General features: G+C 73.0%; 19 protein-coding genes. 11 read left to right on the forward strand and 8 right to left on the reverse strand.

Translation table 11 applies throughout. From position 1 onward, the window contains the following. Positions 1-14 precede the first annotated feature (14 nt). From asnB to ACIHAR_RS07125, 7 genes are all read right to left on the reverse strand, one after another. On the reverse strand, positions 15-1,949 hold the full coding sequence (gene asnB / locus ACIHAR_RS07095) for an asparagine synthase (glutamine-hydrolyzing) (protein ID WP_400017580.1): 1,935 nt from the start codon (positions 1,947-1,949) through the stop codon (positions 15-17). Positions 1,950-1,952: 3 nt separating this feature from the next. Then, positions 1,953-3,473 carry a Wzz/FepE/Etk N-terminal domain-containing protein gene (locus ACIHAR_RS07100; RefSeq protein ID WP_400017582.1) on the reverse strand — a complete coding sequence of 507 codons (1,521 nt, stop codon included), beginning with the start codon at positions 3,471-3,473 and terminating at the stop codon, positions 1,953-1,955. Then, a complete protein-coding gene (locus ACIHAR_RS07105) occupies positions 3,470-4,837 on the reverse strand; it encodes a Wzz/FepE/Etk N-terminal domain-containing protein (RefSeq protein WP_400017585.1) in 1,368 nt (455 codons plus the stop codon). The genes ACIHAR_RS07100 and ACIHAR_RS07105 overlap by 4 nt, the downstream gene beginning before the upstream one ends. Beyond that, a complete protein-coding gene (locus ACIHAR_RS07110; RefSeq protein WP_400017587.1) occupies positions 4,834-6,108 on the reverse strand; it encodes a glycosyltransferase family 4 protein in 1,275 nt (424 codons plus the stop codon). Before ACIHAR_RS07110 ends, ACIHAR_RS07105 begins: the two co-directional genes overlap by 4 nt. Further along, on the reverse strand, positions 6,098-7,423 hold the full coding sequence (locus ACIHAR_RS07115) for a nucleotide sugar dehydrogenase (protein ID WP_365453340.1): 1,326 nt from the start codon (positions 7,421-7,423) through the stop codon (positions 6,098-6,100). Before ACIHAR_RS07115 ends, ACIHAR_RS07110 begins: the two co-directional genes overlap by 11 nt. Before the next feature lie 83 nt (positions 7,424-7,506). Next, positions 7,507-8,985, reverse strand: a complete 1,479-nt coding sequence (locus tag ACIHAR_RS07120) for a sugar transferase (RefSeq protein ID WP_400017589.1) — start codon at positions 8,983-8,985, stop codon at positions 7,507-7,509. Positions 8,986-10,696: 1,711 nt separating this feature from the next. Beyond that, a complete protein-coding gene (locus tag ACIHAR_RS07125) occupies positions 10,697-11,896 on the reverse strand; it encodes a hypothetical protein (protein ID WP_365453334.1) in 1,200 nt (399 codons plus the stop codon). A gap of 86 nt (positions 11,897-11,982) precedes the next feature. Here ACIHAR_RS07125 and ACIHAR_RS07130 point away from each other — a divergent pair, with 86 nt between their 5' ends. The 11 genes from ACIHAR_RS07130 to ACIHAR_RS07180 all read left to right on the forward strand — a co-directional run bounded on the left by ACIHAR_RS07130 (position 11,983) and on the right by ACIHAR_RS07180 (position 24,722). Then, positions 11,983-12,960: an ABC transporter substrate-binding protein gene (locus ACIHAR_RS07130; protein WP_365453331.1), complete on the forward strand. Its 978-nt coding sequence runs from the start codon at positions 11,983-11,985 to the stop codon at positions 12,958-12,960. Positions 12,961-13,052: 92 nt separating this feature from the next. Further along, positions 13,053-14,222, forward strand: coding sequence for a FecCD family ABC transporter permease (locus tag ACIHAR_RS07135; RefSeq protein WP_400017592.1), 1,170 nt, complete (start codon positions 13,053-13,055; stop codon positions 14,220-14,222). Beyond that, the gene (locus ACIHAR_RS07140; RefSeq protein WP_400017594.1) at positions 14,219-15,226 is read left to right on the forward strand and encodes a FecCD family ABC transporter permease; all 1,008 of its coding nucleotides are present in this window, start codon (positions 14,219-14,221) and stop codon (positions 15,224-15,226) included. Before ACIHAR_RS07135 ends, ACIHAR_RS07140 begins: the two co-directional genes overlap by 4 nt. A 20-nt stretch (positions 15,227-15,246) precedes the next feature. Then, the gene (locus tag ACIHAR_RS07145) at positions 15,247-16,068 is read left to right on the forward strand and encodes an ABC transporter ATP-binding protein (protein WP_400017596.1); all 822 of its coding nucleotides are present in this window, start codon (positions 15,247-15,249) and stop codon (positions 16,066-16,068) included. Positions 16,069-16,125: 57 nt separating this feature from the next. Beyond that, positions 16,126-16,239, forward strand: a complete 114-nt coding sequence (gene amiA / locus ACIHAR_RS07150; RefSeq protein WP_240797855.1) for a streptamidine family RiPP — start codon at positions 16,126-16,128, stop codon at positions 16,237-16,239. A 91-nt stretch (positions 16,240-16,330) separates the two neighbouring features. Beyond that, positions 16,331-17,185 (forward strand): hypothetical protein, encoded by an 855-nt coding sequence (locus ACIHAR_RS07155; protein ID WP_400017599.1) that lies wholly within the window; start codon positions 16,331-16,333, stop codon positions 17,183-17,185. Continuing rightward, positions 17,182-18,663 carry a CocE/NonD family hydrolase gene (locus ACIHAR_RS07160; RefSeq protein WP_365453315.1) on the forward strand — a complete coding sequence of 494 codons (1,482 nt, stop codon included), beginning with the start codon at positions 17,182-17,184 and terminating at the stop codon, positions 18,661-18,663. The genes ACIHAR_RS07155 and ACIHAR_RS07160 overlap by 4 nt, the downstream gene beginning before the upstream one ends. Further along, entirely contained in the window at positions 18,660-20,039 is a 1,380-nt protein-coding gene (locus ACIHAR_RS07165) for a YcaO-like family protein (protein ID WP_400017602.1), read from the forward strand. Before ACIHAR_RS07160 ends, ACIHAR_RS07165 begins: the two co-directional genes overlap by 4 nt. 11 nt (positions 20,040-20,050) lie before the next feature. Next, complete coding sequence (locus ACIHAR_RS07170; protein ID WP_400017604.1) at positions 20,051-21,232, forward strand: SagB/ThcOx family dehydrogenase; 1,182 nt, start codon at positions 20,051-20,053, stop codon at positions 21,230-21,232. Further along, positions 21,229-22,968, forward strand: a complete 1,740-nt coding sequence (locus ACIHAR_RS07175; protein ID WP_400017606.1) for an ABC transporter ATP-binding protein/permease — start codon at positions 21,229-21,231, stop codon at positions 22,966-22,968. Before ACIHAR_RS07170 ends, ACIHAR_RS07175 begins: the two co-directional genes overlap by 4 nt. After that, positions 22,965-24,722 (forward strand): ABC transporter ATP-binding protein, encoded by a 1,758-nt coding sequence (locus tag ACIHAR_RS07180; RefSeq protein WP_400017608.1) that lies wholly within the window; start codon positions 22,965-22,967, stop codon positions 24,720-24,722. Before ACIHAR_RS07175 ends, ACIHAR_RS07180 begins: the two co-directional genes overlap by 4 nt. A 213-nt stretch (positions 24,723-24,935) precedes the next feature. On the opposite strand, the gene ACIHAR_RS07185 is transcribed toward ACIHAR_RS07180, so the two are convergent. Continuing rightward, a complete protein-coding gene (locus ACIHAR_RS07185; RefSeq protein ID WP_400017610.1) occupies positions 24,936-25,295 on the reverse strand; it encodes a hypothetical protein in 360 nt (119 codons plus the stop codon). Between the last annotated feature and the right edge of the window lie 1,127 nt (positions 25,296-26,422).

Genomic DNA, 26,422 nt, shown 5'->3' on the forward strand with positions numbered 1-26,422 from the left:
AACTCCTCTGATTCCTAAGCCGTTAACCGAGTGCTCTGGCCGGACCCAGAGGTCGCGTCGCGATACCAGTACTCGAGGGTCAGCACATGCCACAGATGCTTGGAGAAGTCCCGCTGCCCGGCGGCGTCCTCGGCGACCATCCGCGCCAGCGCGTCGCGGCGCAGCAGCCCGGAGCGGACCAGCTCGCCGTCGTGGACCACCTCGCGCACCAGCGGGGCGAGGTCCCGGCTCATCCAGGCGCGCAGTGGGGCGCTGAACAGGCCCTTGGGCCGGTACACGATCTCCCGGGGCAGGACCGAGGCGGCCGCCTCCTTGAGGACGGCCTTGCCCTGCCGTCCGACGATCTTGCGGTCGCCGGGCACGGCGAACGCCGCCTTCACCACTTCGACGTCCACGTACGGCACCCGCACCTCGGTCGACGCGGCCATGCTGGAGCGGTCCGTGTACGTGAGGTTCAGGCCCGGCAGGAACATCCGCGCGTCGGTCAGGCACATGCGGTTGACGAAGTCGGCGAGGTCGTTGTCCGCGTAGGTGTCCGCGTGTTCGGTCAGCACGTCGTCGACCGTCCCGGCCAGGTCCGGATCGACCAGGGCGAGCAGCTCGTCCTGGTCGTACAGGGTGTAACTGCGCCGGAACGCGGTCTCCTCCGGCAGATCGGCGAAGGAGAGGAACCGCTTCGCGAAGCGCACCGACCGGTACCCCCGGCGGGCCGTGGCGACCGGCAGCCGGTCCACCGCCCTGGACAGGCCGCGCCGCAGGGGCCGCGGGACGCGCTGGTAGCGCAGCGCGAGCAGGTTGGCCAGGTGCTTGCGGTACCCGGCGAACAACTCGTCGGCGCCCATCCCCGAGAGCATCACCTTGACCCCGGCCTCCCGGGCGGCCGAGCAGATCAGGAAGGTGTTGATCGCGGCGGGGTCGCCGATCGGCTCGTCCAGGTGGTACGTCATCCGCGGCAGCAGGTCGAGCACGTTCGGTGCGATCTCGATCTCCTGCAGGTCGACGCCGAACCGCTCGGCCACCTGCCGGGCATAGCGCAGGTCGTCCGGCATCGCCTCGAACCGGGCGTCCTCGGCGCGGAACCCGATCGTGTAAGCGGAGATCCCCGGTTGGTCGCGGGCCGCCAGCGCGGTCAGGTAGCTGGAATCCAGCCCGCCGGAGAGGAAGGTCGCCACGGGTACGTCGGAGAGCAGGTGGCGCCGGGTCGACTCCTCGACGATCGCGTGCAGGTCCGGCTGCTCACCGGCCCGGGCCCGCTCCCGGCCCTCGGCGGCGACGTCCTTCAGGTTCCAGAACCGGCCGCGCTCCACCCGGCCGTCGGGCCGGCACCTCAGCCAGCTCCCCGGCGGCAGCTTCTCCGCCTCGCGGAACGCGCACCGCGTGTCCGGAACCCAGTAGTACAGCAGCGAGGCCACCAGCGCCGCATGGTCCACCTCGAGCGACCCGCCGGTCACGGCGGCGAGCGCCTTGAGCTCGGAGGCGAACACCAGACCCTCGCCGCGCCGGAGCAGGAACAGCGGCTTGATGCCCAGTTGGTCGCGGGCCAGCACCAGCTCCCCGGTGCGCTCGTCGAAGACCCCGAACGCGAACATGCCGCGCAGCCGGGGCAGGCAGTCGGTGCCCCAGCGCCGCCAGGCCTCCAGCAGCACCTCGGTGTCCGAGGTACCGCGGAAGCGCACCCCGGAGGCTGCCAGCTCGGCACGCAGTTCGGGCGCGTTGTACAGCTCGCCGTTGTACGTGAGGACGAGGCCGTTCGAGACCATCGGCTGGGCGCCGGTCTCGGACAGGTCGACGATGGCCAGCCGGCGGTGCCCGAGGTGCACTTCGCCGTCACCGGCGGGGTGGCTGTAGCGGCCCGCCCCGTCCGGACCGCGGTGGGCGAGGACATCGGTGAGCCGGTCGGTCACGGCCTTCCCGTCCGGCCATCGGTACGTGCCTGCGATGCCACACATGTCCTACCGCGCCTCCTGGTCGCTGTCCGGGACCGGTGCCGCCGACATCGGCAGCCGCTCCGTCCGCGGTCGGCCCGTCCCGTTCTGTCGGGCCGGTCGCTCGTTCCGTCCGCGCAGCGCGGTGTGCAGCCCGTCCCACAGCGTGCCGTCGGTCCGGTCACGCGGATCGGGGTCGATCAGCACCACACCGATCACCGGGATGCGCTGGTCCGCGAGCTGCCGCGCCACGGTGTGCAGCCATGCGGCGCTGCCGTGCCCGGCACGCACGACGAGCACGGTCTGAGCCCCGAGGTACCGGAGGTCGGTCCACGCCGTGCCGGGCGCCACCGAGCCGACGCCGAGCCGGCGCTCCTGATGCGACACGGCCGCGGCACGCTCGCCGCTGACCACGGTCGGGTCTCCCGGCTTCGGACGGCGGCCCGCGAGCTGTGGGCCGGGCAGACCATCGACTATGACGACGGGCCCTTCCGCCGCCAGTGCCCGGGCGAGGTCCAGGGCTATCAGGCTCGTGCTGCGCGCACAGCCCAGTTCCAGCAGTGACACCGGCTCCGTGGAGCTGCGCACGGTGCGGGCCAGGGACGCGGTGAGCCGTTCGCCTGCCGCCCGGATCCGCCGGCGCCGCCACGGCCCGGCCGACCGGCGGGGCAGCTCCGCGATGACCGAGGCGCCGAGGTGCGCCGCGATCTCGCGGCGCAGCACGGGCCGGTCCGCCACCACCGTGCCGACCGTGGCCACGGCGAGGCCGAGGACGAGCCCGAGGACGAGCCCGATCGCGGCGTTGGTGGCAGCGGTCTTGGGCAGGGAGTGCCGCACCGCGCGCGGGTCGTCCACGATCTGCGTGCCGGCGATGAGCTGGGACGTGCCGATGCGCGCCTCCGCGGCGCGCTGGCCGAAATCGGAGATCCGCGAGGTCAGTTCGGCCCGGCGGGCGAAGAGCGACTCCATGTCCGCCGACGCCTCCGGCTCGCTCTCCGGCGCTCCGTCCCCGATCGCCTTGTTGACCTCGGAGAGTTCGCCCCGCATGCGGTCACGCTGGTCGAGCAGGGTCTTGGCCTCGGCGTCCGCGGCTTCCCGTATCCGCCTCACGTGGTCCGCGACGAACGCGTCGGCCAGCGCCTTGGCCCGGGCCACCGCCTCCGCGTCGCTGTCACCTGTCGCGTCGATCTGCAGCAGGTTGTTGGTCAAGCCGGTACCCCGGTAGTCCCGCATGAAGTCCTCGGGTTTCTCCGGGGACTTGAGGGACCGCAGGGCCTCGCCGGCGATCCGCGTGGTGTGCAGCAGCGCCACGTCGGTACGGATGAGCGTTCCGGGGTCGTTCGGCTGGTCCTCCTGATGCGCGACCAGCACCTTGGTCACCGCGGTCGGCGGCGGCGGCAGCAGGACCGCCACGGCCACGCCGACGAGCAGCCCCAGCAGCGCCATGGAGCACCACAGGCGGCGCCGCCTGCGCACCGCCACCACCAGAGCCTGCAGGTCCAGCAGCGGAGCGGCGGTCGACGACTCCGAAGTCGTACTCGTCGTCACCCCGAACCTCCTCTCGCGTCGTCGCCGACCGCGAGCGCCGGCGTGGCGGCAACCCGAGGACGGCCGGCAGACCGCGTCGGACGGGCCCGGACCGTGCCGGCGAGGACGATGCCGACGACCTCGTGCCCCGCGTCCGCACACGCCTCGGCGATGCCGGTGAGCTCCCCCGCGGTCCAGCTGCCCGCGCTGAGCACGACCAGGGCACCGGACTCGTCGTCGCGGTCCGGCACCATCGGCTGGGACACCGAAACCCCCACCACCCGCAGCAGCGGATCGCTCCCGGCCTCGGCGACGAGCTGCCCGGCGGCCCGGCGGGCGATCTCGTCGCCGTCCGGGACGACGACCACCAGCCGCCGGGGAGCCGGCAGCCGGTCCCGGAGGCGGGCGCACACCCGCCGGTAGCGGATCTGCCTGCCGGCCTCGTCGCCGGACGTCCGCGGGGTCGGTACGTCCCACCGGACGTCGACGCCCAGGATCCGGCGGAGCCGGGCCCGCGGGCCACTGCCTTCCGGCTCGTGCGCGGGCCCTTCACCAGGTACGTCGACGGTATGCAGCGGCGCCGAGCCCAGCACCGCGGCGATCTCCGGTTCGGTGCGCAGCCGGCGGCTCATCCGTGCGGCGGTGAGATGACCGATGACCGCGAGCAGGAAGAACAGCAGCGCCCCGGCGACGACGAGCTGCATCCTTGTCGGCGGTGCCTCGCCGGTCGGCCGGGCCGCCGACCCCATGACGACCATGTTCGCCTGGTCGGCGGCCGGGTCGGCCTGGTCCAGCTTGTCGATGGCCTCCTGCAGCGCGGTGCGCAGCTTCGCGAGCTCGGTGCGCGTCTGCACGCTCTCCACGGTCTGCCCCGGACCGGCCGCATCGGCCAGCTCGGTGATGCGGCGGCTGGTCTGCACCACCATCTGCCGCAGTGCCTCGGGCCCGGTCGTCGCCTCGGAGTCGGTGCCGTCACCTGCGATCTGCGCGGCGAATGCGACGAACTGCTGGGCCACCTGGTCGGAGAGCCGCTGTGCGCGCTCCGGGGTGTCGGCCGTGCCCGAGATCTTGACGATGTTGCCGTCGGCGGCCTCGGCGCTCACCCGGTCCCGCAGCTCACTGCCGCTGACCCCGGTCCAGCCGAGCGCGGCGGCCGCACGGTCGAGCACCACCGAACTGGTCGCGATCTCCGCCTGTGTCAGCAGCTCGCGCTCCTCCCACGCCCCCGGCAGCAGGACCGACGCCGACGTCGTGTAGCGCGGCGGAAACACGAGAGAGGCGCCGAAGCCGACGAGCGCGCCCACCACGGTGAGGACGGCGAGAAGCCGCCGGCGGCGACGGATGATCCGCCCGATCGTGACCAGCCGTATCGTGTCGTCCCTCAACGGCGCGGCCTTCTCCCTGCCGGGCCGGGCCGCCCGCCGACACCAAAGTCACGGCAGGCGGCGGCGTAGGCGGCGAGCAGCGATCGCTGGGAGTTCCGCCAGGAGAGCGGCCCGCTGATCCGCTCCTGGCCGATCTTGCCCATCCGGGCCCGCTCCTCCGGATCGTCCAGCAGCCGCGCGATGAGCCGGGCGAACTCGGCCTCGTCGTCGGCGGACGCGTAGACGGCGGCGTCACCCGCGGAGACCCGCGCCTCCCGGAGGTCGAACGAGACGATCGGCCGGCCCATCACCATGTACTCCAGAACCTTGTTCATGGTCGACACGTCGTTGAGCGGGTTGCACGGGTCGGGGGAGAGGCACACGTCCGCGGTGGACAGGTAGCGCACCAGGTCGGCGTCCGGAATGCGCCCGGTGAACTGCACCTGCTCCGAGAGCCCGAGCCGACGGGACAGCTCCACCATCGCGTCGTAGGCGTCGCCGGCGCCGACGAACACCGCGTGCCAGTCGGTCCGCCCGAACTCGTCGCGCAGTTTCGCGAGGGCCCGCAAGGCGTAGTCGACGCCGTCCTGCGGGCCCATGACACCGAGGTAGCACAGCAGATGAGGCTTGCCGCGCTTCAGCTCCGGCTCGGCCGGTACGGGGTGGAACCGGTCGATGTCGGGCGCGCTGCGCACCACGAAGACGTCCTCCGGCCGCCGACCGCCACGACGCAACGCGACGTCCCGGTAGCTCTCGTTCGTGGCGAGCACGACGTCCGCGGCCCGGTAGGTCAGCCGTTCCAGCGCGCACACGGCGCGGTAGAGCAGATCCTTGCCGCGGCCGAACCGGGAGAGGTACAGCTCGGGTACCAGGTCGTGCTGGTCGAAGACGAACCGCGCTCCGCGCCGCTTCAGCCACAGTGCCGGCAGGAACAGCAGGTCGGGCGGGTTGCAGGCGTGGACCACGTCGACCGGGCCGACCTTCCGGGCCAGCCGGACCGTGTGCCACAACGCCGATCCGTACTCCCGCAGGTAGCCGGCCGGCCCTCCGGTGGCCGCGCGCAACGGGTAGCGGTGGATGCGCACCCCGTCGATCAGCGCCTCCGGCTCCGTGTCCCGCTTGCTTCCCCGGGGACAGATGACGTGCACCTCCCAGCCGGCGTCGCGCAGCGTCGTGCACTCCTGCCACACCCGCCGGTCGAACGGCACCGAAAGGTTCTCCACCAGGATCAGCGCGCGCCGGCCCGATCCGTCACCGCCGGCGCTGTCACCCACAGACGTGTCACCAAACAAGGCCCATGTACCCCGGTTCGGCCCGGCGCGTCTCGGCGTCGGGAAGGCGGACAAGGTCGACGATCACGGGGCCGTCTCCGTGGGGCAGCGCCGACAGGACGGCCGGATCCCTGGTTCCGACCAGGCACACCTCGGCGTGCTCGAGCACCTCGTCGACGGAGTCCGCGAGCAGTTGCGCCAGGTGCGGCAGCCGGGTCTCGACGTACTCGCGGTTCGCGCCGAGCAGCCGGGACAGGCTCACGTTGGCGTCGTGGATCTTCAGGTCGTACCCCTTGCCGAAGAGCCTCTCCGCCAGCTCGACGAGCGGGCTCTCGCGGAGGTCGTCGGTGCCGGGTTTGAAGGACAACCCGAACAGGCCCACCCGGCGCTTGCCGGTGCGCTCGACCAGCTCCACCGCGCGCTGCAGATGGTCGGAGTTGGAGGGCAGCACGTGGGCGAGGATGGGCACCGACACGTCGGCCCGCTGCGCCGCGTGGACCAGGCTGCGCAGGTCCTTGGGCAGGCAGGAGCCACCGAAGGCGAAGCCGGGCCGCAGGTAGGCGGGGCTGATGTTCAGCTTGCGGTCGGCCAGGAACACGTCCATCACCTGGTGCGAGTCCACCCCGAGCGCCTGGCACACCGCGCCCAGCTCGTTCGCGAAGCCGATCTTGAGGCCGTGGAACGCGTTGTCCGCGTACTTGATCGCCTCGGCCGTCGGGATCGGCACCCGGAACACCTCTCCGGGCAGGCCGTCGTACAGTGCCGCCACCGTGTCGCCGCTTGCCGGGTCGAGCTCGCCGATGACGGTCTTGGGCGGATCGAAGAAGTCCCGCACGCTCGTGCCCTCGCGCAGGAACTCCGGGTTGACCGCGACGCCGATGTCCACCCCGGCCGTGCCGCCGACGTACTTCTCCAGGATCGGCACCAGCAGGTTCAGGCAGGTGCCCGGGAGCATGGTGCTGCGGAACACGACGGTGTGCCGGCCCCCCTGTTTGGCCCCCTCGGCCAGCGCCGCGCCGATCTGCTCGGTGACCCGCTCCAGGTACGTGGTGCACAGGCTGCCGTTGGGCTCCGACGGCGTGCCCACGCAGACCAGCGACACCTCGCTGTCCATGATCGCCTCCCGGACGTCGCCGGTGGCGCGTAAGGCTCCGGTCCGCACGACGTCGGCGACGAGCTCGCCGATCCGTTCCTCGACCACCGGGGCCTTGCCGTCGTTGACCAGGTCGACCTTCACCTGGTTCACGTCCACCCCGATGACCTCGTGCCCCATGCTGGCCAGACACGCGGCCGACACGCAGCCCACGTAGCCGAGCCCGAAAACGCTGACTCTCATGACCCGTTCCTCCCCCCCAGGCAGGCCCTTTCGGCCTGCGGTCCGCGCGCCGGCGGGACCGTTCAGTTGCAGTCCCCCGCGCATCAGTACGCCCCCTGCCCGTGGAGCACCGCACGCAGCGTCTTCCACAAGATCACTGTGTCCAGGGCCAGCGACCAGTCCTCCACGTACCGCAGGTCCAGCCGGACCGCCTCCTCCCACGACAGGTCGCTGCGTCCGCTGATCTGCCACAGGCCGGTGAGTCCGGGCTTGACCAGCAATCGCCGCCGGATGTCCGGGCCGTAGGCAGCGGACTCCTCCGGTAACGGAGGCCGCGGACCGACGAGCGACATGGAACCGGTGAGCACGTTGAAAAGCTGCGGGAGCTCGTCGATCGAGTACCGGCGCAGCACCGCTCCCACCCGGGTCATCCGCGGATCCCGGCGGAGCTTGAACAGCAGGCCGGCGCCCTCGTTGCGGTCGGCCAACTCGCCACGTGCCTCATGGGCGCCGGCGACCATGGTGCGGAACTTGAGAATGGTGAACTCGCGGCCGTCCTTGCCGACCCTGCGCTGGCGGTAGAACGCCCCACCCCGGCTGTCCAGCATCACGAGCAGCGCGACGCACACCATCAGCGGCGCGAACAGCAGCAGCAGAATCGTTGCGCCTACCCGGTCGACGACCCCTTTGACCGCCCGGCGGCCCCCGGTGAAGGCGGGCATGCTGACCCGCAGCAGCGGGATCCCGAGCACCGCGTCGACGTGCAGTCGCGGGCCGGCCACCTCCATCAGCACGGGCGCCACGACCATCTCGGCGTCACTGCCTTCGAGGTTCCACGCCAGCCGCTGCAGCCGGTCCGGTGACCAGTGCGGGTCCGGGGTGACCGCGACGACACGGTAGCCGTCGTGGCGGACGTGCTTGGCGACGTCCGTCAGCCGGCCGACGACGCGCACTCCGTCCAGTCGGTCACCGTCGAGACCCCGACCGTCCGCCGTGCACACCGCCTCCACCCGCCAGCCGAGATGCGGGAACTTGCGGGTGCGGGTGATCAGGTCGCGCACGGTGGCAGGGCTCCCCGCGGCGAGCACCGGTCTGAGGCACCGCCCCTCCTTGCGCTGTTTGTGCAGCCACAGGCGGAGCAGATACCGCGCGGTCATGGTGACGAGCGCGATCGCGGGGATCGCGACGAAGATCCACAGTTTGATGTTGCGCGAGGTGAGAGCGATCCCGCCGAGCGCCAGTACGACGGTCGCCGCGAACAGTGAGCGTCCGAGCCGGCGGAATTCCTCGGCGCCCTGGCCGAGCACGGCCGGAGCCCACGCACGGCTCACCGCCAACGCTCCCAGCACCAGCAGCTCGGTGCCGAAGGCGAGAATTCCCCACTTCTCGTGCCAGTTGGCCGCGTCCCGGGCTCCGAAGAAGTTGCCGATCGCGGCCACCACGACGGCGGTGGCCACGGTATCGCTGGTGATCACGGTACGGCGGTACCGCTGCTCCCAGTCGACGGCGGGCCGGCTGATCGCCCCGTTCGCCAGACGCCCCCGCGCCGACGGAGACGGGCTGACTAATCCCCCTTGCCGCACAGAACCCCCCAGGTCCCCAGTGGTTCGACGTGTTCGCCTAACACTGTTGCTCGGGAGGTCCCCGCCCCCCCCCGTGCCGCGCTGTTCCTCCCCACGGGAGGCCCCCGCCCCCCGCGCATGACATCCGGGATCTTTCAGAGCTGCCTGAACAACCCACCCTGACGACGGCAGACTCGCATGGCCTGCCAGAGTCTCGAGGTACGCGGGAACCCGTCGAAACCTCGCGTGCTCCCCGCACCCAAGGCCCCCCCAGGGCTCCGGGAATTGATCACCCCCACGTCCGGCGCCGGGGACGCGACCGCTGGCTTTCCACAGCGCCGGAACTATTGATCATTAATGGTCGCCTCATGTCCGAACAGCTGAAGCACGGTCAATCTAGACCATCGGCGCCGGTATGAAGAGAGGATGTGTGTAATTCGTGTTCAAGCTTTGCGAGTGATCCACCGATCGGTGACCGTCTACAGGCGTCTTGACGCCACCGCGCGCTCCAACACTCGCCTGCCCCCCCGGGCGCGGTGGTGCCCCATCGGCTCCCGGCTCCATCCCCGGTTCGGTCGCGAGGGCGTAGCGAGGTCCGCATCGGCGCCGCGTTGGGTGCCCGAGAAAGACGCCGGCCGCACGTGCACGATTCTGGTGAGGCTTCCTGGCCGAGGAAGCCGGGCATCTTGGCCGGATCGATCCCGCTCTCACGCCCATGGCCGAGCAACTGAAGGCGGCGGCCGGGCACGGCAAGCGGTTGCGGGCGGCCTTCTGCCACTAAAGCGTGTTGCAGAACGAAATCAGCGTTGGTTTCCCGCCATGATCGCGCCTGCCACAAGCTTCACTTTGTCCGTTTCCTGGTGACTGGCGACGCTGGTTGATCTCGTGTGCGAGCCGCTACGAGATCTCCCAGACCGTTCTGCAACACGCTTTAAAGCGTGTTGCGGAAGGGCGGGAGAGGTGACTTTCCGCCATGATCGGGTGTGCCGCAGGCTTCGTTTTGCTCGGTTTTCTGGCAACCGGCAATGCCAGTTGATCTCTTCAGGGTCCGTCTTCAAACGGATTGTGCCCGGAGCAGGAAAGGCGCGAGACTGACCGCTGCTTCGCAAGGCGTGGCGATCTTTTCGTATCTGGTGGCGATGCCGCGGGAGCCCTTGAGCCGGTTGAAGCAGCGCTTGATCGTGTTGCGTTGCGGTGAGTCTCCCGGTGGAACCCTGGTCGTCTGCCGCCGCGGGGAGCCGCGTCTCAGCCGGTGCCGTCTCTGGTCGGTCTTCTTTGGGATGGTGTGCGCAATGCCGCGTTTCCGCAGCTAGGCACGGTATCGCCGGACACTGAGCCCGTCCGCGTCCGCGTCCCCGTCCCCGTGCCCTCGCCCCGGCGGCCTTCCGGATGTGTCGGCGGGGGCACCCCCCGTATCGCCCGCACGGTGGGACCGGACTCGACCGCCGACCGCGACGAGCACGTGGCATTCGGAACGCCGACCGGTTCCGTCGGCGAGCGGTGGCGCGATGCCGGCCATCCACCCACGCTGGCGGGGGCGGCAGGCACGGCATCCAGTCGACGGCGCATGTGCGCGTGCGAACTTCTTCCCGCTTCGTTGGGGCCGGGATGCCGACGAGCGTGGCCCCGGCGGCCCGGCGGCCCGGCGGCCCGGCGCCCCGGGGTGAACCCGGCCGTCCCGGCAGCTCCCTGCCGCCCCGGACGTCCTGACCGTGCCGGCCCGAACGTGTCGTCACCGGCCCACGGGATCACCGTCGGCACCGTCGTCGCGGCTGCACAGTGCCATGTGGCCGCCGTGGTGCAGCGGTGTGCCCAGCCGCAGACGGGCCGCCTCGTTCCCCGTCTCCGCGTCGAACAGGTGCACTTCGCCGTGGCCGCCCCGGGTGACGGCGATCCAGTCGGAGCCCGGTGAGGCGGCCACCGCCCGGCGCTGGACGCCCTCCCAGGGGGTGCCGCCGCGACGCGGAGCGCCGTCCATGGCAGGCAGGGGAATCCGGCGGACGGTGCCGTCGGTGCCCAGGAGGACCAGTTCGTCACCGTCGGGGTGGATACGGGTGAAGGCGGTGTGGCGCCGGGCGAGGGCCAGCCGGAAGACGAGCCCGGGGCCGAGTTCCGTGTGGAGCGTGCGGCCCGTCTCCAGGTCGTGGTGCCATGCCTGGTTGGTCCATTCCGGCCAGCGCAGCGGGTCCGGGTCGCCGCCGCGCAGCGTGCTCCACAGCGCCTGCCGGCGGGTGTCGAGCCGGAGGTACCAGCCCCGGGCGGGCGACCCCCAGGGGATGACCGCCTCGGCGGCGAGTACGTCGCCCTTCCTCCGGGCCCGGTGCACTCCCTCGCCCGTGGCCGCGAACACATGGCCCGTGCCGGGTGCCTGCGCGTCCCCATGTCCGTCGTCCGGTAGCGGCAGGACCGCGTGAGGCGTGACCGGAGGGCAGCCGGGCGGAGCCGCGAGGAGGTCGGCGAACCGGTGGACGGCCAGCTCACCGGGCTCCCGGTGCCGCAGCACGACGAGCGGATCACCGCCGCCCAGCACCGTCACGCCCGGTTCGCCGACGCGGGTGCGCACCCTCGCCGTGTCCCCGGTGGCCAGGTCGAGGACGGTCAGCACGTCCGACCACGGTTCGGCGTTCGCGCCCAGGCCGGTGGTGACGGTCAGTCGGCGACCGGACGGGTCGCAGGCGAGGTGCTCGGCCGGCGCGGCGACCGGGACCGTGTGTTCCACCAGCTTCTCGGCGACCGGATCGAGGACCAGCAGTTCGCCTCGACGGTCGTCGACGCAGGCCACCCGCCCGCCCGGCAGCGCCAGGAACCCGGCGTGCTCGGAGAGATGACGGCAGGTCAGGCGACCCACCACGGCGCCGTCCGGCACGGTCAGCACATGGACGGATCCGTCCACATGGTCGGAGACGAGCAGTACGGGTGTGTCAGCGGGCATGGGGTCCTCCAGAAACCAGCCTAGTGAAAACGATTATCATGTATCTTCGGTGCGTTCCCGGTACCTGAGAAAGAGCGAGGGCATCGATGCTGCGCGCACCGTCGAGATTCGTCCGTAGTTGCATCACCGCAGCGGTGGTGGGTTCCCTCCTGGCCGGCTGCGGTTCGTCGTCCGAGGGACCCGCGACTGACAAGGCCAGGCGGACGGCGAAGACAGACGTCACCGTCGAACCCATCAAGGCGTCCACGGAGTTGGCCGACACCAACGGCGTCAAGGTCTCCCTGAAGAAGGAACCCGAGCGGATCGTCTGCCTGTTCGCACTCTGCGACGACATCCTGACCGAACTGGGCATCGTCCCGACGGCCACCAACAGCGCGTTGCTCGCCCACCCGGACTTCCTGGGGGAGAAGAAGGCCAAGGAGGTCGACGTCATCCCCGGCGGATTCATCGCCCCGGAGGTGGAGGCGATCCTCTCCCACAAGCCCGACCTCGTGATCGGCCTGGGGGACACGCACGGCAAGCTCGCACCGGCGCTCAAGGGCGCCACGACGTTCTGGGCCATGCAGCCCGAGACATGGGAGGACAGCGTCGGATACCTGCGCGACCTCGCCGCGCTCACCGGGCGCACCGCCGAGGGCGAGAAGGCCGAGAGGACCTTCCGGACCAAGCTCGCCGCCGCCGAGAAGGCTCCCAGCGACAAGACCGCTCTCGTCATCTACGGCAGCGACGAGAACTTCGGCGTCGCGACCCCCGAGACCGACGTGGCCGCCAGCCTCTTCCCCAAGATCGCCGACTACCCGTGGAAGTCCCGTGGCGTGGAGGGCAGTTACAGCCTCGAGGAGATTCTCGCCCAGGACGTGGACGTGCTGTTCGTGGAGACTTTGAGCTTCGGTGAGGCGGACGGCAAGCTGTCGGAGAAGCTTTCCGAGAACCCCCTCTGGGGCAAGATCCCGGCGGTGAAGAACGGCGACGTCCACGAGGTGAACTCGGAGGTGTGGGCCAAGGGCCGCGGCACCCGCTCGCTGGGCATCGTCCTCGACGAGGCCACGGCCGCGCTGCGGTGAAAACGCCCCTCTCGGCGCCCGTCGCGGCGGACCCCGTCGCGGCGGGGGGACAGCGGCCGTCGCGCGGGGCATACCGAGGGCAGCCGCTCCTGGTGGTCGTGCTGCTGGCCGTCTCCTCGGTCTGCGCGCTCAGCCTCGGCACCCCCTACGTCCCACCGCACCGGCTGGTCGCCGCGGTGTTGGACGGGGACACCACGCTCGCCGGGATCGTCGTCACCGAACTCCGCTTGCCCCGGCTGATGCTGGCGCTCGTCGCCGGGGCCTGTCTGGGGGCGGCCGGACTGGTGCTCCAGGAGGCGCTGCGCAATCCCCTGGCGGTGCCGGAGATGCTGGGCGTGTCGTCGGGTGCCGCGCTGGGGGTGGCCGCGCCGCTGGTGCTGAGCCTGTCACTGCCCGCCGCCGTCCAGCCGATGACGGCCATCGGCGGGGCCGCGCTCGGCGGCGGGCTCACGCTCCTGGCCGCCGGGATCGGCCGCAGTCCGTCCGCGGTGCTGCTGACCGGCGCCGCGGTGGCGGCCGCGTTGCAGGCCGCGCTGCTGGTGCTGATGGTCATGGCCGACCAGCTGGACCTCCAGCTGATCTACCGTTACCTGCTCGGTTCCCTGTCCGCCCGGACCTGGGACGACGTGACGGGCCTGTGGCCGTGGCTGCTCGTCGCGGTCCCCGCACTCGTGCTGTGCGCGCCGGTGCTGTCGGTGATGCGGCTGGGTGACCAGGACGCCGAGGCGCTGGGTGTGCGCGCCCAGCACGCCCGGCTGGCGGCACTGGCCATCGCGGTGGTGCTGATCGCCCCGGTGACGGCCGTGTGCGGGCCCGTGGCGTGGGTGGGCTTCCTCGCGCCGCACCTGGCCCGGTGGTTCAACCCCGCTGCAGGAGCCGTGCGTTGGCTTCCGTGGTCCGCCGCCTGGGGCACGGTCGTCGTGGTCGTCGCCGATGTCCCGGCCCGGCTGGCGCTGGCGCCCGTGGAGACACCGGCCGGCGCGTGGACGGCCCTGCTGGGGGTGCCGGCCGGGGTCGCGCTGATGCGGTCGGGCGGTCGCGGCCGGGCGTCCCGGCGTCGGTCGGCGTGGCGCCGGACGGCCGCACCGGCCGTGGTGCGCGAGCCGCTGCCCGGACCGCGGAAGGCGGCTTCCGGTGCGGCGGACGACGTCTCCGGCGCCCCGGCGTCGGACGACGTCAGCGGAGACGAGCCCGGGCGCGGCGGGATCGGCGGTGGCTGCCCGCCCCCTTCCGGGGCGACCAGAACGGAGGACGTACGGTGACCCGGCGATTCACGGCTCTCGCGGCACTGGCCGTCGTGTGCGCCGGCGTGGAACTGGTGGCCGGGCGCGGCATGCCCCCGGGCGCGGCCTGGGCCGTCCTGAACGGCGGCGGTGACGCGACGGAGCGCCACATCCTGTTCGAACTGCGCCTGCCCAGGCTGCTGGTGGCTCTCTGTGCGGGCGCCTGCCTGGCCATGGCGGGGCTGGTCCTGCAGTCCGCCCTGCGCAATCCCCTTGCCGGACCGGAGGTGACGGGCGTGACCCCGGGGGCGGTGCTCGGCGCTGTCACCGCGACCGCTCTGGGGCTCGCCGGGTGGGACTCGCCCTTGGCCGTGGTCCTCGCCGCGTGCGCGGGCGGGTGCGCCGGAGCCGCGCTGCTGTGGCTGCTCGCCGGCCGCGGGCGCGGTGACCCGGCGCAGACCGCCGTGCACGGGGTGCTGGTGTCGGCGGTGCTCGGCGGACTCACCGCCATGGTGCTCCTCGTGGAGCCGGGCGAACTCGGCAGCGTCGTCCAATGGCTGGTGGGCACCACGGAGGGCCGGGTGTGGCAGCACTGGCACCTGCTGTGGCCGTGGGCCCTCGTCTGGGGGGTCGCGGCCTGGTTGCTGGCCGGGCCGTTGACCCTGCTGCGCTGCGGGGACGACATCGCCCTGGCCGTCGGCCTCTCCGCTCGCCGGGCCCGGACCCTGGCCCTGCTGTGCGCGGTGGCGCTGACGGCGGGCGCGGTGGCAGCCGTAGGGGCGCTGGGCTTCGTGGGGCTGCTCGTCCCGCACCTGGCCGTGGCCGTCTTCGGCGCGGACCTGCGGGTGAGTCTGCCCGGCGCCGCCCTGCTGGGCGCGGTGGTGGTGTGCGGGGCGGACGCGGCGGCGCAGCTGTCCTCGCGGCTGCTGGCGGGGGCGCTGGGCTCCGGACGGCTCACGCTGCCGGTCGGGGCGCTCACCGCCTGCCTCGGGGCCGCGTTGCTGCTGGTAGTCGTGCGCCGCACGCCGAGCCGTTCGTTCTGACGTCGAATCGAGGACAGAGCATGACCGAGTCCGTGGGGATCCACGTCGAGGGTGTCCACTTCGGCTACCCCGGGCGACCCGTGCTGCGGGGCGTCGACCTGACCGTCCGCCCGGGCGAATTGACCGCCCTCATCGGGCTGAACGGCTGCGGCAAGTCGACCTTGCTGCGGCTGGCCGCCGGGCTGCTGCAGCCGGACGAAGGGCGCGTTCGGCTCGGCGGGGACGACCTCGCCCGGCTGTCCCGGCGCGCCACGGCCCGGAGGGTGGCGTTGCTGCACCAGTCCGCGCCGGCCGTGCCGGGCATGGCGGTACGTCATCTCGTCCGCCAGGGGCGGTACGCGGCGCGCGGACCGCTGGGCATGCTGCGCGAGGGCGACGACCCCGTGGTGCACCGGGCGCTGCGGGACGTCGGGGTGGAGGGGTGGGCCGACCGAGACGTCGACGCGCTGTCCGGAGGCGAGCGACAGCGGGTCCGACTCGCGATGGCGCTCGCCCAGGACACGCGCGTCCTGTTGCTCGACGAGCCGACCACCTACCTGGATCTGCACCACCAGCTCGACGTGCTGCAGACGGTGGTCCGCCTGCGCGAGGAACGCGGGCTCACCGTGGTGATGGTGCTGCACGACCTGGCGCACGCGGCCAGGTTCGCCGAACGCGTCGTCGCCCTGCGTGACGGCCGTGTGGTGGCCGACGGGGCACCGGGTGAGGTGGTGACCCCGGGGTTGCTGGCGGACGTGCTGAAGGTGGCCGGGCGGGTCGGCCGGGACCCCGAGGGAGGCTGGCCGGTGTGTTACCCAGATCACCCCCTCTCGGATCTAGAATATGAAAATCACATTCATTAGTGTGGCGTCACGGCGCTCACCCGAACGCCGTAACTCCCGTACGAACAAGGAGAGTTCATGGACAACGAGCAGATCTTCACGCCGATCGCCGACCAGGGCCAGCTGGCCCACGCCTCGGCCTCCCACTCCAACGCGCTCGTCGAGAACCCCTTCGACGACAACGAGGAGTAAGCGAGGGCCCACCCCCTCGACCGTGGGCCCGCCCGTTGCCTTCCGGGCGGGCCCACGCCCATCCCCCACCCCTTTCGTCAGGAGGATCGTCGTGTCCCGCAGCCGACTCGTCCCCGGTGTCGAGGTCGTCGCCGTGCCCGGGCGAGGGCTCGCCGTCCGGACCCCGGAAGGGGAGTTCTTCAGCGTCAGGACAGGGGGTGCCGACGAGGACGTTCTGCTCTCCAGGCTCACGGGCGTGACCACAGGCCCGGTGGACGAGGAACTCGACCGTGTGGTGCGGGCCTTCGAGGAGGCCGGCTATCTGGCGGAAGGGCCGCAGGACCCGCAGTGGCCCGCCGCTCGCCGGGACATCCGGATCGTGGGCGACCCGGTGCTGACCGAACCGCTCGCCGCGCAGCTGGCCGCCCTGGGTGCCCGGCCTCGCACGACGGAGGCCGTCCCCGCCTCGGACGGATCACCGGTGGCCGTCGAGGACCTGCTCGACGGAGACCCCGCCGCGGTCGTGTGGTGCCTCGACGGACCCGTCCCGGACGGGCTGTGGGACGCCGCCGACCGCCTGCCCGACCACGGCGTCGCGTGGCTGCGCTGCCACCGCGAGGCCTGGCAGGCGTACGTCGAGCCGGTGGCCGCCGCTCCCTCAGACGTCACCTCGGCGCACGTCCGGTCCCGTCGGCTCGCCGCCACCCCCGCCCACCGCGAACTGGCCGCGTACTGGAGCGGACCCCGTACCTCCGGCGCGCCGGTCCGGCTCGCCCCACCCGCCGCCACGCTGCTCGCGGCGCTGCTCGCGGACGACCTCAATCGGTGGGCCACCGGCGCCCCCGACACGGCCGGCCTGCCGTCCCGGCGCCGGCTCCGCCGCGTGGACCTGCGCACGCTGACTGTCACCGAGCACCCCGTCCTCCCGGTGCCCGAGGTCGCACCGATACCGAAGAAGGGCGGATGACAGCGTTCGGCACGACCGTGGAGGAACTCGCCACCGACGTGGTCCTCCCGGCCGGCGACGGCCCCTTCCCGGCCGTGCTGATACGCACCCCGTACGACCGGACCCGACACCGGGCCGAGGCGCGCGGCTGGGCGCGCCGCGGGTTCGCCGCCGTCGTCCAGGACGTGCGTGGCCGGTTCGCGTCACCGGGGGAGTGGCACCCGTACGGGAGCGAGGCCACCGACGGCGCGGCGGCCGTCCGCTGGATCCGGCGGCAGCCGTGGAGCGACGGTCGGCTGGTGGCCGTCGGCGCCTCCTACGCGGCCCACTGCGCCCTCGTCCTCGCGCTCGACGTGCCCGAGGACGCCCGGCCCGACGCCGTCCTCGCGGCCGTACCCGCCCTCGGTCCCGCGGAGACGGCACGTGAGGCGTCCGGCGTGGAACGGCTGCTGTCCCGCGCCGGATGGTGGGCCGCCCACGGCGACCGACCGGACTCGGACGAGAGCGCGCTGGACAAGGCCCTCGCGGCGGACCCCGGTCTCCTCACCCACCTGCCGCTCACCGGCCTCCCCGAACGGCTGGGCCGCGGGCTGCCCTCCTGGGCGGGGCTGTGGCGGCACCGCGACCGCGGACGCCTGATCGCGCGGGCGGCGCACGCCGCCGTGCCCCTGCTCGCGGTGGGCGGTCACCACGACCACTTCACCGAGGACACCGTCGCACTGTGGCACGCCTGGGGCGGCCCCTCGGCGCGGCTGCTGCTGGGCCCCTGGGGGCACGGCCTCGTTGCCGCGCCCGGCCCCGACGCCGGCCCGGCCCACCGGGTGAACCTCGGCGAGCTGTACGTGCGCTGGGCCCGCCGCGCCCTGACCGGCGAACTGGCCCCCGGCCGCCACGGCGCTCAAGGGCTGGGTGGGGCCGCCCTGTGGCTGCCCGCCGGTACGAACGGTGAACCGCGCACCCGACGGCCGCGGTTGCTGCACGGGGCCGCCTTCACCGCCGACCCCGGCCGGCCCGTCCGCTCCGACGACCTGACCGTCCCCACGGACGGCCCGCCCGACCGCTGCCTGTTGGTCGCCCCGCCGCTGCAGCGTCCGCTCGACGTGGTCGGCCCCATGAGCGTGAGCCTGCGGGCCACCGCCCACACGCCGTCCGCCGACTGGGCCGTCCGGCTTGTCGCCCTCACGCCGGAAGAGGGCGCCGAGCGACTCGCCGTCGGGATCGTCCGGCGCGACGAACCGGCAGGCCGTGAGGACGCGTTCACCGTCGGACTCGGTCGGCTCGCGCGCCGGCTGCCCGCCGGCACCCGGCTTCGCCTGGAGATCGCCGGGCATCACTTCCCGGCCCACGCCCGCAATCCGCACACCGGGGAGGACCCGGTGACGGCGAACCGCCTGCATGCCTCTCGGCGCGAGATCGGTCCGGACAGTGTGCTGCTGAGCCTGCCCGTGCTCCCGTCCCGCCCCACCCCCGTCGACCCCGCGGAGGAGATCCTGAGATGACGACGCTGCCGCTGGAAGCACTCGTCGACCCCGTCTGCGGCATCGTCCGCAAGGTCGAGCCCGTCGAGCACCCCGCGGGCGCCCCGCCCCGCTACACCGCGCTCACGGCCGAGATATCCGACGCCCGCAAACATGGCCTGTGGCCCGCCGACCGGGTCTCTCTCGGCACCACCTTCGGCGACCCCGGTCAAGCCCGCGTCGCCGCGATAGCCGAGGGGGTGGAGCGATACTGCGGCAATCGCGTGCCGCCGCCCGGCCACAGGGACGCACCCGTACGGGCCACCGCCGCCGAACTGGCCGACAAGGGACTGCGACTCTACGGCCCGGAGGACCTGCCCGCGTACGCCGACTGGCAGTACGCCCGGGAGAAGTTTCCCTACCGCCCCCTGACCCCCGACACCCCGGCCCTGTGGACGCGCGGCACCGAACTGCTGCCCGGCGGAGGAACGACGCAGGTCTGGGCACCCGTCGCGCTCACCCATCTCAACTGGCGCCAGGGCGAACTGCGCGAGCTGCCCCGCACCCACCACCTCAACTACGCCGGAATCGCCACCGGACAGGGTCTCGACGACGCCCTGGAACGCGGCCTGCTGGAGATCGTCGAACGCGACGCCCTGGAACTGTGGTGGCATCTGGACGGCCCGGCCCGCGGCATCGACCCGGCGAGCGTGCCCGGCCTCGCCGACGACCTCGCCGGCTCCGCGTTCGACGTCCACATCGTCGAGATGCACTCGGAGTTCGCTCCCTGCATGGCCGCGCTGGTGCACGACCCGCGCCTCGGACTGTACGCCGCCGGGTTCGCCTGCAAGTACGACCCGGCCGAGGCCGCCCGCAAGGCGGTCCTGGAAGCCGTCCACACCTGGGTCTTCACCCAGGGCCTGACCGAATCCGACGGCTGGGTGTTCCAGGCCGTGGAGGCCGGGCTGCTCGCCCGCGGGCTGTACCTGGAGCATCGTGCCGACGGCCGCTATCTCGACGCGTGCGGTGAGCAGTTCGAGCACGTGCGGGACCTGGGCGCCCATGTGCAGGTGTGGCTGGACGAGAGGATGGCCGCCGAGGCCAGGCGGTTCACCGAACCCGCGCTCGGGACCGTGTCCCTCGACGAGGTCCAGCCCGGCAGCCGGCAGCGATTGGACAGCACGCTGGCCGCGGGCGGCCACCGGGTCATGACCTTCGACCTCACCACGGAGGACGTGGCCGAGACCTCCCTGCGCGTCGCCCGGGTGCTCGTCTCCGGACTGCTGCCCAACGCCCCCGCCGCCTTCGGCTACTTCGGCTGCCCGCGCCTCGCCGAGGCCGCCGTCGCCCGAGGGTGGCGCACGAGCCCGCCGCGCGCGCCGGAGGACTTCACGCTGGCGCCTCCGCCGCACATGTGAGGGTCGCACCCGTGGAAGACCTCCGCGAGGACCGCCCGGTGGACCTCGTCGCCGCCCTCGCCCGCGCACGCTCTCCAGAGCCCCCCGGACCCGACACACCCGCAGGGGGAGCGGTCCGGGTCTGGTCCGGGCCGCCGCGCCCACTCCCGTCGGCCGGCCCGGCAGACCTCGACCTCGGGGCCCTGCTGCGCCTCTCGCTGGCCGGGGGGGACGACTCCGGACGCCTCCGGCCCGTGTCCTCCGCGGGTGCGCTGCACCCGGTGGACACCGAGCTGGTCGTGGGCGCGGGCTGCTCCCTGCCGCCGGGCCGCTACGGCTACGACCCGCTGCGCCACCGCGTCCACCGCCTCGGCCGGCAACCGGGGGACACACCGCCGGGCGTGACCGCCGAACTCTCCGTCACCGCACGGCGCACGGTCTCCCACTACGGCCACCGGGCCTGGCCGCTGCTCCTGCTGGACACCGGGCACGCCGCCGCGGCCCTGTTCCTCGCGGCCCGCGCGACGGGCACGGGCGAGCCCGAGGTACGGCTGGACGGACTCGCCGAGAGCCCACTGGCCGCCGTGCACATCCCGCCGCCCGGCGGGCGGGGCGGCTCGGCGCACCAGGACGGCGGACGGGGCCAGGCGCATCCGGGCGTTGGCGCCCGTGTCCCGGACCTGCCGGGAGGCCCGCCCACCCCCGCCGAACTGCTGGCGCGCCGCAGTACCCCACCGCCGCTGCCGGGCGCCTCGTCCCAGGACACGCTGCGGGAGGTCCTCACCACCGCCGAACGGGCGGGCACCGGCGACCTGCGCTGGTGCGCCGCGGTGGGCCCGCCGCGACCCGCCCTGCTGGCACTGTCCGCCGACGGCACGACCCTGCGGCGGTACGCCGCGGGAGAGGCCCGCCCGACGCTCGCCGCCTGGGCCGCGGGCCAGGCGTGGATCGCGGACGCCGGCGCCGTCCTGCTCGCCCACGGCTGCCCCGCGGACGCCGACGCAACGCACATCCGCCGCGCACACCTGCGGGCCGGCTTCGCCGTCCACCTTGCCCATGTCACCGCCCTGCGCCACGGCCTTGGGGCCCGGCCCGTCGGCTCCTGGCAGCAGGCCGACCTCGGCGCCGCCCTCGGAGCCGCGCCGGACCGGGACTGGGTCGTCCACGGACTGGCCCTCGGCACCCGCCACGCCGACGAGGAGAACACCACGTGATCGTCCACCCCGAGCTGCGCCGCGCCGCCGGGCACGCCCGGCACCCCCTGCTCGCGGCCACCCTGCTGCAGGGCGCCGTCACCCTGACCCACCTGGCGCAGGCCGCACTGCTGGCCCTCGCGCTCGCCCACCTGGCCCGCGGTGACACCGGCCGGCTCCCGTGGCTGCTGGCCGCGGTGCTCGCCGTCGTCGCCGCCCGCGCGGGGCTCGCCGTGTGGCAGCGGCGCACCGCCACCCGTGCCGGGGCCCGGGTCAGGGTGGCCCTGCGGGACGAACTCCTCGTCCAGCTGGGCCGGTTGGGTCCCGCCCACCTGACCACCGCGCGAGCGGGAGCCGTCCGCACCACCCTCGTCGACGGGGTGGAGGGCGTCGACGCCTATGTCTCCCGCTACCTGCCCCAGCTTCTGATCACCCTCACCGTGCCGCCCCTGGTGCTGGCCGCCCTGGCCGTGGTCGAACCGTGGGCACTCCTCGGCCTGGTCCCCGCCCTGCTGCTGGCCCTCGCAGGGCCCCGCGCCTGGGACCGGCTTCTGGCCGCCCGCGGCAAGGAACACTGGGACACCTACGAAGGGCTCGGCGCCGACTACCTGGAGGCGCTCCAGGGCATGCCCGCCCTCCGTGCCGCCGGCGCAGTCGGGCGCACCCGCGCACGCCTGGAGGAGCGGTCCGCCGCGCTGCACCGGGCGACCGTCGCCAAACTGCGGGTGTCCCTGGTCGACACCGCCATCACCGACCTCGCCATCCAGGGCGGCACCGCCGCGGCCGCGCTCCTGGCGTGCTGGTCGGCCGTCACCGGATCCACCACGGCGACCGGTACCTATCTGGTGCTGCTGCTGGCCTCCGAGTGCTTCCGGCCGGTCCGTGACCTGGCCCGCGAATGGCACGCCGGATACCTGGGCGTGTCGGCCGCGGACGGCCTCGCGGCCCTGCGGACCGCCGAGCCGGCCGTCCTCGACACCGGAGCGGCCCCCGCCCACTGGACCACCCCGCCCGAAGTGCGCTTCGACAACGTCCGGTTCGCCTACGACGGCACACCGTCGCCCGCCCTCGACGGCGTCTCCTTCACTGCTCAGGCGGGACGGACGACGGCGATCGTCGGCCCCTCCGGCGCGGGCAAGTCCACGCTGCTGGCCCTGCTCCTGCGCCACCAGGACCCGCAGCGGGGCACCATCACGCTCGACGGGCGCCCCACGACCGAGTACGCGCTCGACTCGCTGCGGCAGGGCATCGCCGTCGTCTCGCAGGAGACGTACCTCTTCCACGCCAGCATCGCCGACAACCTGCGCCTGGCCCGGCCCGGCGCGACGGACGACGACCTGACCCGAGCGGCGCGCGTCGCCGGGGTCCACGACGAGATAGCCGCCCTCCCCGATGGTTACGCCACCGTCCTCGGCGAGCGCGGCGCCACCCTCTCGGGCGGCCAGCGCCAGCGTCTCGCCCTCGCGCGTGCCCTGCTCGCGGACGCCCCGGTGCTGGTCCTCGACGAGGCCACCAGCGCGGTCGACGAACGCCGTGAAGCGGACATCCTCCGGGAACTGATGAACGCCGCGAGCGGCCGGACCGTCCTGGTGGTCGCCCACCGGCTGGCCGCGGTCCGGCACGCCGACCGCATCGTCGTCCTCGACGAAGGACGGGTGGACGCCGTCGGCGAGCACGCCGGCCTGGTCGAGGCCGGCGGCGTCTACGCGCGGCTCGTCGACGCCGGCCGCGCCCACCGAGGAGAACTCGCCGCATGAGCACCGCCACCGCCACCACCGCCCCCTCCGAAGCGGACGTACCCGCGCGAGGCGCGCTGCGGGCCCTCCTCCCCGCCCTCGCCGCACACCGCGCCATGACGGCCCGCACCTGCGCCGCCGCCCTCCTCGAACAGGCTTCCCTCGTCGCGCTCGTGACCCTGGCCGCGCACACCGTGGGTACCGCCGTCATCGAGGGGCGGGACCCCTCGGCCGTCACCGTCACCGCGCTCGTCGCCCTGGTCCTCGTCCGCGCCCTGACGACCTGGCGGGAGATGGACCTCTCGCACGACCTGGCCTACCGGGTGCTGGCCGTACTGCGGGTGCGCGTCTTCGACGGACTCGCCCGCAGCGCGCCCGCCCGCATCGCGGGCCGCCGCAGCGGCGACCTCGCCGCCACCGCCATGGCCGACGTGGAGGCGTTGGAGTTCTTCTACGCCCACACCACCGCCCAACTGCTGGCCTCCGGAACGATCTTCACCGGTGGCTCCCTGGTCCTCGCCGTGGTGGAACCGTGGCTGCTGGCGGCCGTACTGCCGGTCGCGGCCCTGCTCGCCGCCGCGCCCTTCACCGACGCGCGTGGGCGCGCGGCACGCGGCGGCCGCACCCGGACGGCCGCGGCGAGGCTGTCGGCCGACACGGTGGAGACCGTCGACGGACTGCGCGAACTGCTCGCCTTCGGCCGGCTCGCGGAACGCCGCCGCACGCTGGCGGAGCGGGGGCGGCAGGTGGGCGACGCCCAGCGTGCCGAGGCCACCTGGGAGGCGGTCGCCGCAGCGGTCCGCGACCTCCTCATCGTGGCCGCCGTGCTCGGCGTGGTCGCCGCGGCGGCGCAGTCCGTGACGTCCGGACGGCTGCACGGCGCATGGGCCCCGGCGGCGATGGCCCTGGCCCTGTCCGTCCTCGGTCCGGTCGCGGAGTCGGCCCGTGCCCTGAGCCAGGCCGTGGCACTGCGCGCCGCGGCCTCCCGTGTCGGCGCGGCCGTCAAGGCCCCCGCCCTCGCCCCGCCGCCCGCCGCGCCCCGCCCCCTGCCGCCCGGTCCGCTGGGTGTCCGGCTGCACGGCGTGCGGTTCGACTACGGCGGACACCCCGTGCTGGACGGCGTCGACCTGACCGTCCCGCCGGGCCGGACACTCGCCCTGGTCGGTGTCTCGGGAGCCGGCAAGTCGACCTGCGCCCACCTGCTGGCCCGGTTCTGGGACCCCTCCGAGGGAGTGGTCCAGCTGCTGTCTGCCCACGGCGACCCCGTGGACCTCCAGGACGTGAGCGACCCCGAACTGCGGCGCGCGGTCGTCCTCGTGGGACAGGAGACACCCCTCTTCCACGGCACCCTCGCCGAGAACCTGCGGCTCGCCGCGCCCGAAGCGGACGACGACCTGCTCGCCACGACAGCGCGCCGGTGCGGCGTCGACCGGATCGCCGCGATGGACACTCTCGTCGGGGAGCGCGGGGCGACCCTCTCGGGAGGCCAGCGAGCCCGCATCGCCCTCGCCCGCGCGCTGCTGGTGCGCCCGCGCGTTCTCGTCCTCGACGAGTCCACCGCCCACCTGGACAACACCGGCGACGCCCAGCTCGCCGCCGCGCTGCGAGAAGAAGGCCGCACCACGATCGTCATCGCCCACCGGCCGGCCACCATCCGCCGTGCCGACCGCATCGCCGTCCTCGAGAAGGGCCGCATCATCGAGGAGGGAACCTGGGAGGACCTCACCAGCCGCCCCGGCAGCGCGCTCAACCGCGTGCTCGCCACCCCCTCCTGAGCACGGGAAGCCGCCCCGGGGCCCGGGCAGGGAGAGGCTGAGAGGCGCGTGCTCCTGGAACGACTCTCCCGGACGAACGTCGCAACAACGGTCGGCGGCACGGGGAGGAGTCGATGTGTATGCGCTCTTGTATGAGTGAGGGCCCGACCGGTGCGCGCCGGTCGGGCCCTCACTGCGTGCCGTGCGCTTCCGGCACGGCAGAGGCTCAGTGGGTCAGTGGTCGGAGTAGCTGAAGTCACCCACGGTCCAGGCACTGACGTCCTCGATCGCAACGCGGTACATTCCGCCCGTCTCCGGGATCCCCACAGCGCCCTGAAGGATCCGGGCGAGATGGAAGTGCAGATGTGTGGGCGGCCCGTCCTTCTTCGTGGGGGTGTCGAAGACAGCGGAGAAGTCGCCCAGGTGGGCGGAATCCATCAGTACCTCCGACACCCTCTGCCTCCACACGGCTTCGGGGGCCAGGCGGCCGGTGATGACAGCACCACCGGTGACCACGGTGAGGGACATCTGATTGCTCTGCCCGGACTCCACAAGGGCGGCGATGTCAACGATCAGCTCGTCAGGCTTCGGCATGAGATCGGATTCTATGCATCGGCCCGTCCGGGCGGCTTGGGTGGTGGCACTACCGGGCCAGAGGCGCGCACTCGGCTTCCCCGGTGTCGCAATACAGGTCAGGGGTGCGCATCTGTGGCACCTGCGAGCCGGGATCGTGGACGGCCGCCTCGATGGTGTCCGGGTGGGCCGTCAGTTCCAGTGTGCAGGTGCCCGCGCCCGTGGCGCGATGCGTTGGTGAGGAGCCCGGACACGATCAGGACCGCGGTGTCCGCGGCTCCTCAGGTCGGCTGCCGCAGGTCTTCGAGGAAGCCTCGTGCGGTTGCGCGTGCGTTGGCAACGGCCGCGGCGGACCGCATCGTTACGGCGTTGACGGACATCGCGTTCATCGAGGTCACCCTGATCTCCGGAGCGTCCATGCCCGGCGCTTGCCCACCCGATCCCTGTGCCCCGGCCCGCCAACCCGGCGGAACCCGCCGTGCTTGCCGAAGGGGACCGAAGAATCGCAGTCGACGCGCCGGGCCGGTCGGCGGCGCCGCGGGAAGCTCGGCGGACGCTCTGGTTCCCATCCGTGTGTCGGACCTGTGCTGCGGACGGTCCCAAGCACCCGCAGATCGGCTCAGAGAGATACCTCATCGTCGAGCGCGCTCAATGCATACTCGCTGGAGTAGACGTTCGGTGTCCGCATGATGGTGGTTTCTCTCGTAGTCGAGATCGAACAGGGCCCGGCAGACACGCTGCCGGCAGCAGTACACCCATGACGGTGCGGTGGTCGGGTTTCGAAGCCGGCTTGTTGCACAACGGCGACGGGGCTGACGACCGGACCGGGTGGCCCACGGTGATGAGGGGCCGCCGTGAGCAGGACCGCAGTTGACGCGGTGGCGGTACCAGCAGTGCTGTATCGAGCGGCGCCCTCGGTGAAGGCGTCGGACTGCGGCGCGCGTGCCGGGGAGTTCGGCAGTGAGGTTCCAAGCTGGAGCAGACGCAGGACGGGCGGCGGGGCCTACGGCTCACCGGCGGAAGGCGGTACCGCCTTCCGCCGGCACTGTCCCGGCCGCCGGTGTGATCCGATCGATCCCGGGTACCCGTTGTGGTGCCCCCGACCCTGTCGGGAGGAAGAGATCGCACAGGTAATGGATCACCCCCTC

It is taken from the genome of Streptomyces sp. NPDC052016 (genome assembly GCF_044548445.1).
Classification (GTDB): Bacteria; Actinomycetota; Actinomycetes; order Streptomycetales; family Streptomycetaceae; genus Streptomyces.

Coding starts and splice junctions, on each gene's coding strand:
- asnB (WP_400017580.1), bottom strand. CDS start 1,949: ATGTGTGGCATCGCAGGCACGTACCGATGGCCGGACGGGAAGGCCGTG.
- ACIHAR_RS07115 (WP_365453340.1), bottom strand. CDS start 7,423: ATGAGAGTCAGCGTTTTCGGGCTCGGCTACGTGGGCTGCGTGTCGGCC.
- ACIHAR_RS07125 (WP_365453334.1), bottom strand. CDS start 11,896: ATGCCCGCTGACACACCCGTACTGCTCGTCTCCGACCATGTGGACGGA.
- ACIHAR_RS07130 (WP_365453331.1), top strand. CDS start 11,983: ATGCTGCGCGCACCGTCGAGATTCGTCCGTAGTTGCATCACCGCAGCG.
- ACIHAR_RS07145 (WP_400017596.1), top strand. CDS start 15,247: ATGACCGAGTCCGTGGGGATCCACGTCGAGGGTGTCCACTTCGGCTAC.
- amiA (WP_240797855.1), top strand. CDS start 16,126: ATGGACAACGAGCAGATCTTCACGCCGATCGCCGACCAGGGCCAGCTG.
- ACIHAR_RS07160 (WP_365453315.1), top strand. CDS start 17,182: ATGACAGCGTTCGGCACGACCGTGGAGGAACTCGCCACCGACGTGGTC.
- ACIHAR_RS07165 (WP_400017602.1), top strand. CDS start 18,660: ATGACGACGCTGCCGCTGGAAGCACTCGTCGACCCCGTCTGCGGCATC.
- ACIHAR_RS07180 (WP_400017608.1), top strand. CDS start 22,965: ATGAGCACCGCCACCGCCACCACCGCCCCCTCCGAAGCGGACGTACCC.
- ACIHAR_RS07185 (WP_400017610.1), bottom strand. CDS start 25,295: ATGCCGAAGCCTGACGAGCTGATCGTTGACATCGCCGCCCTTGTGGAG.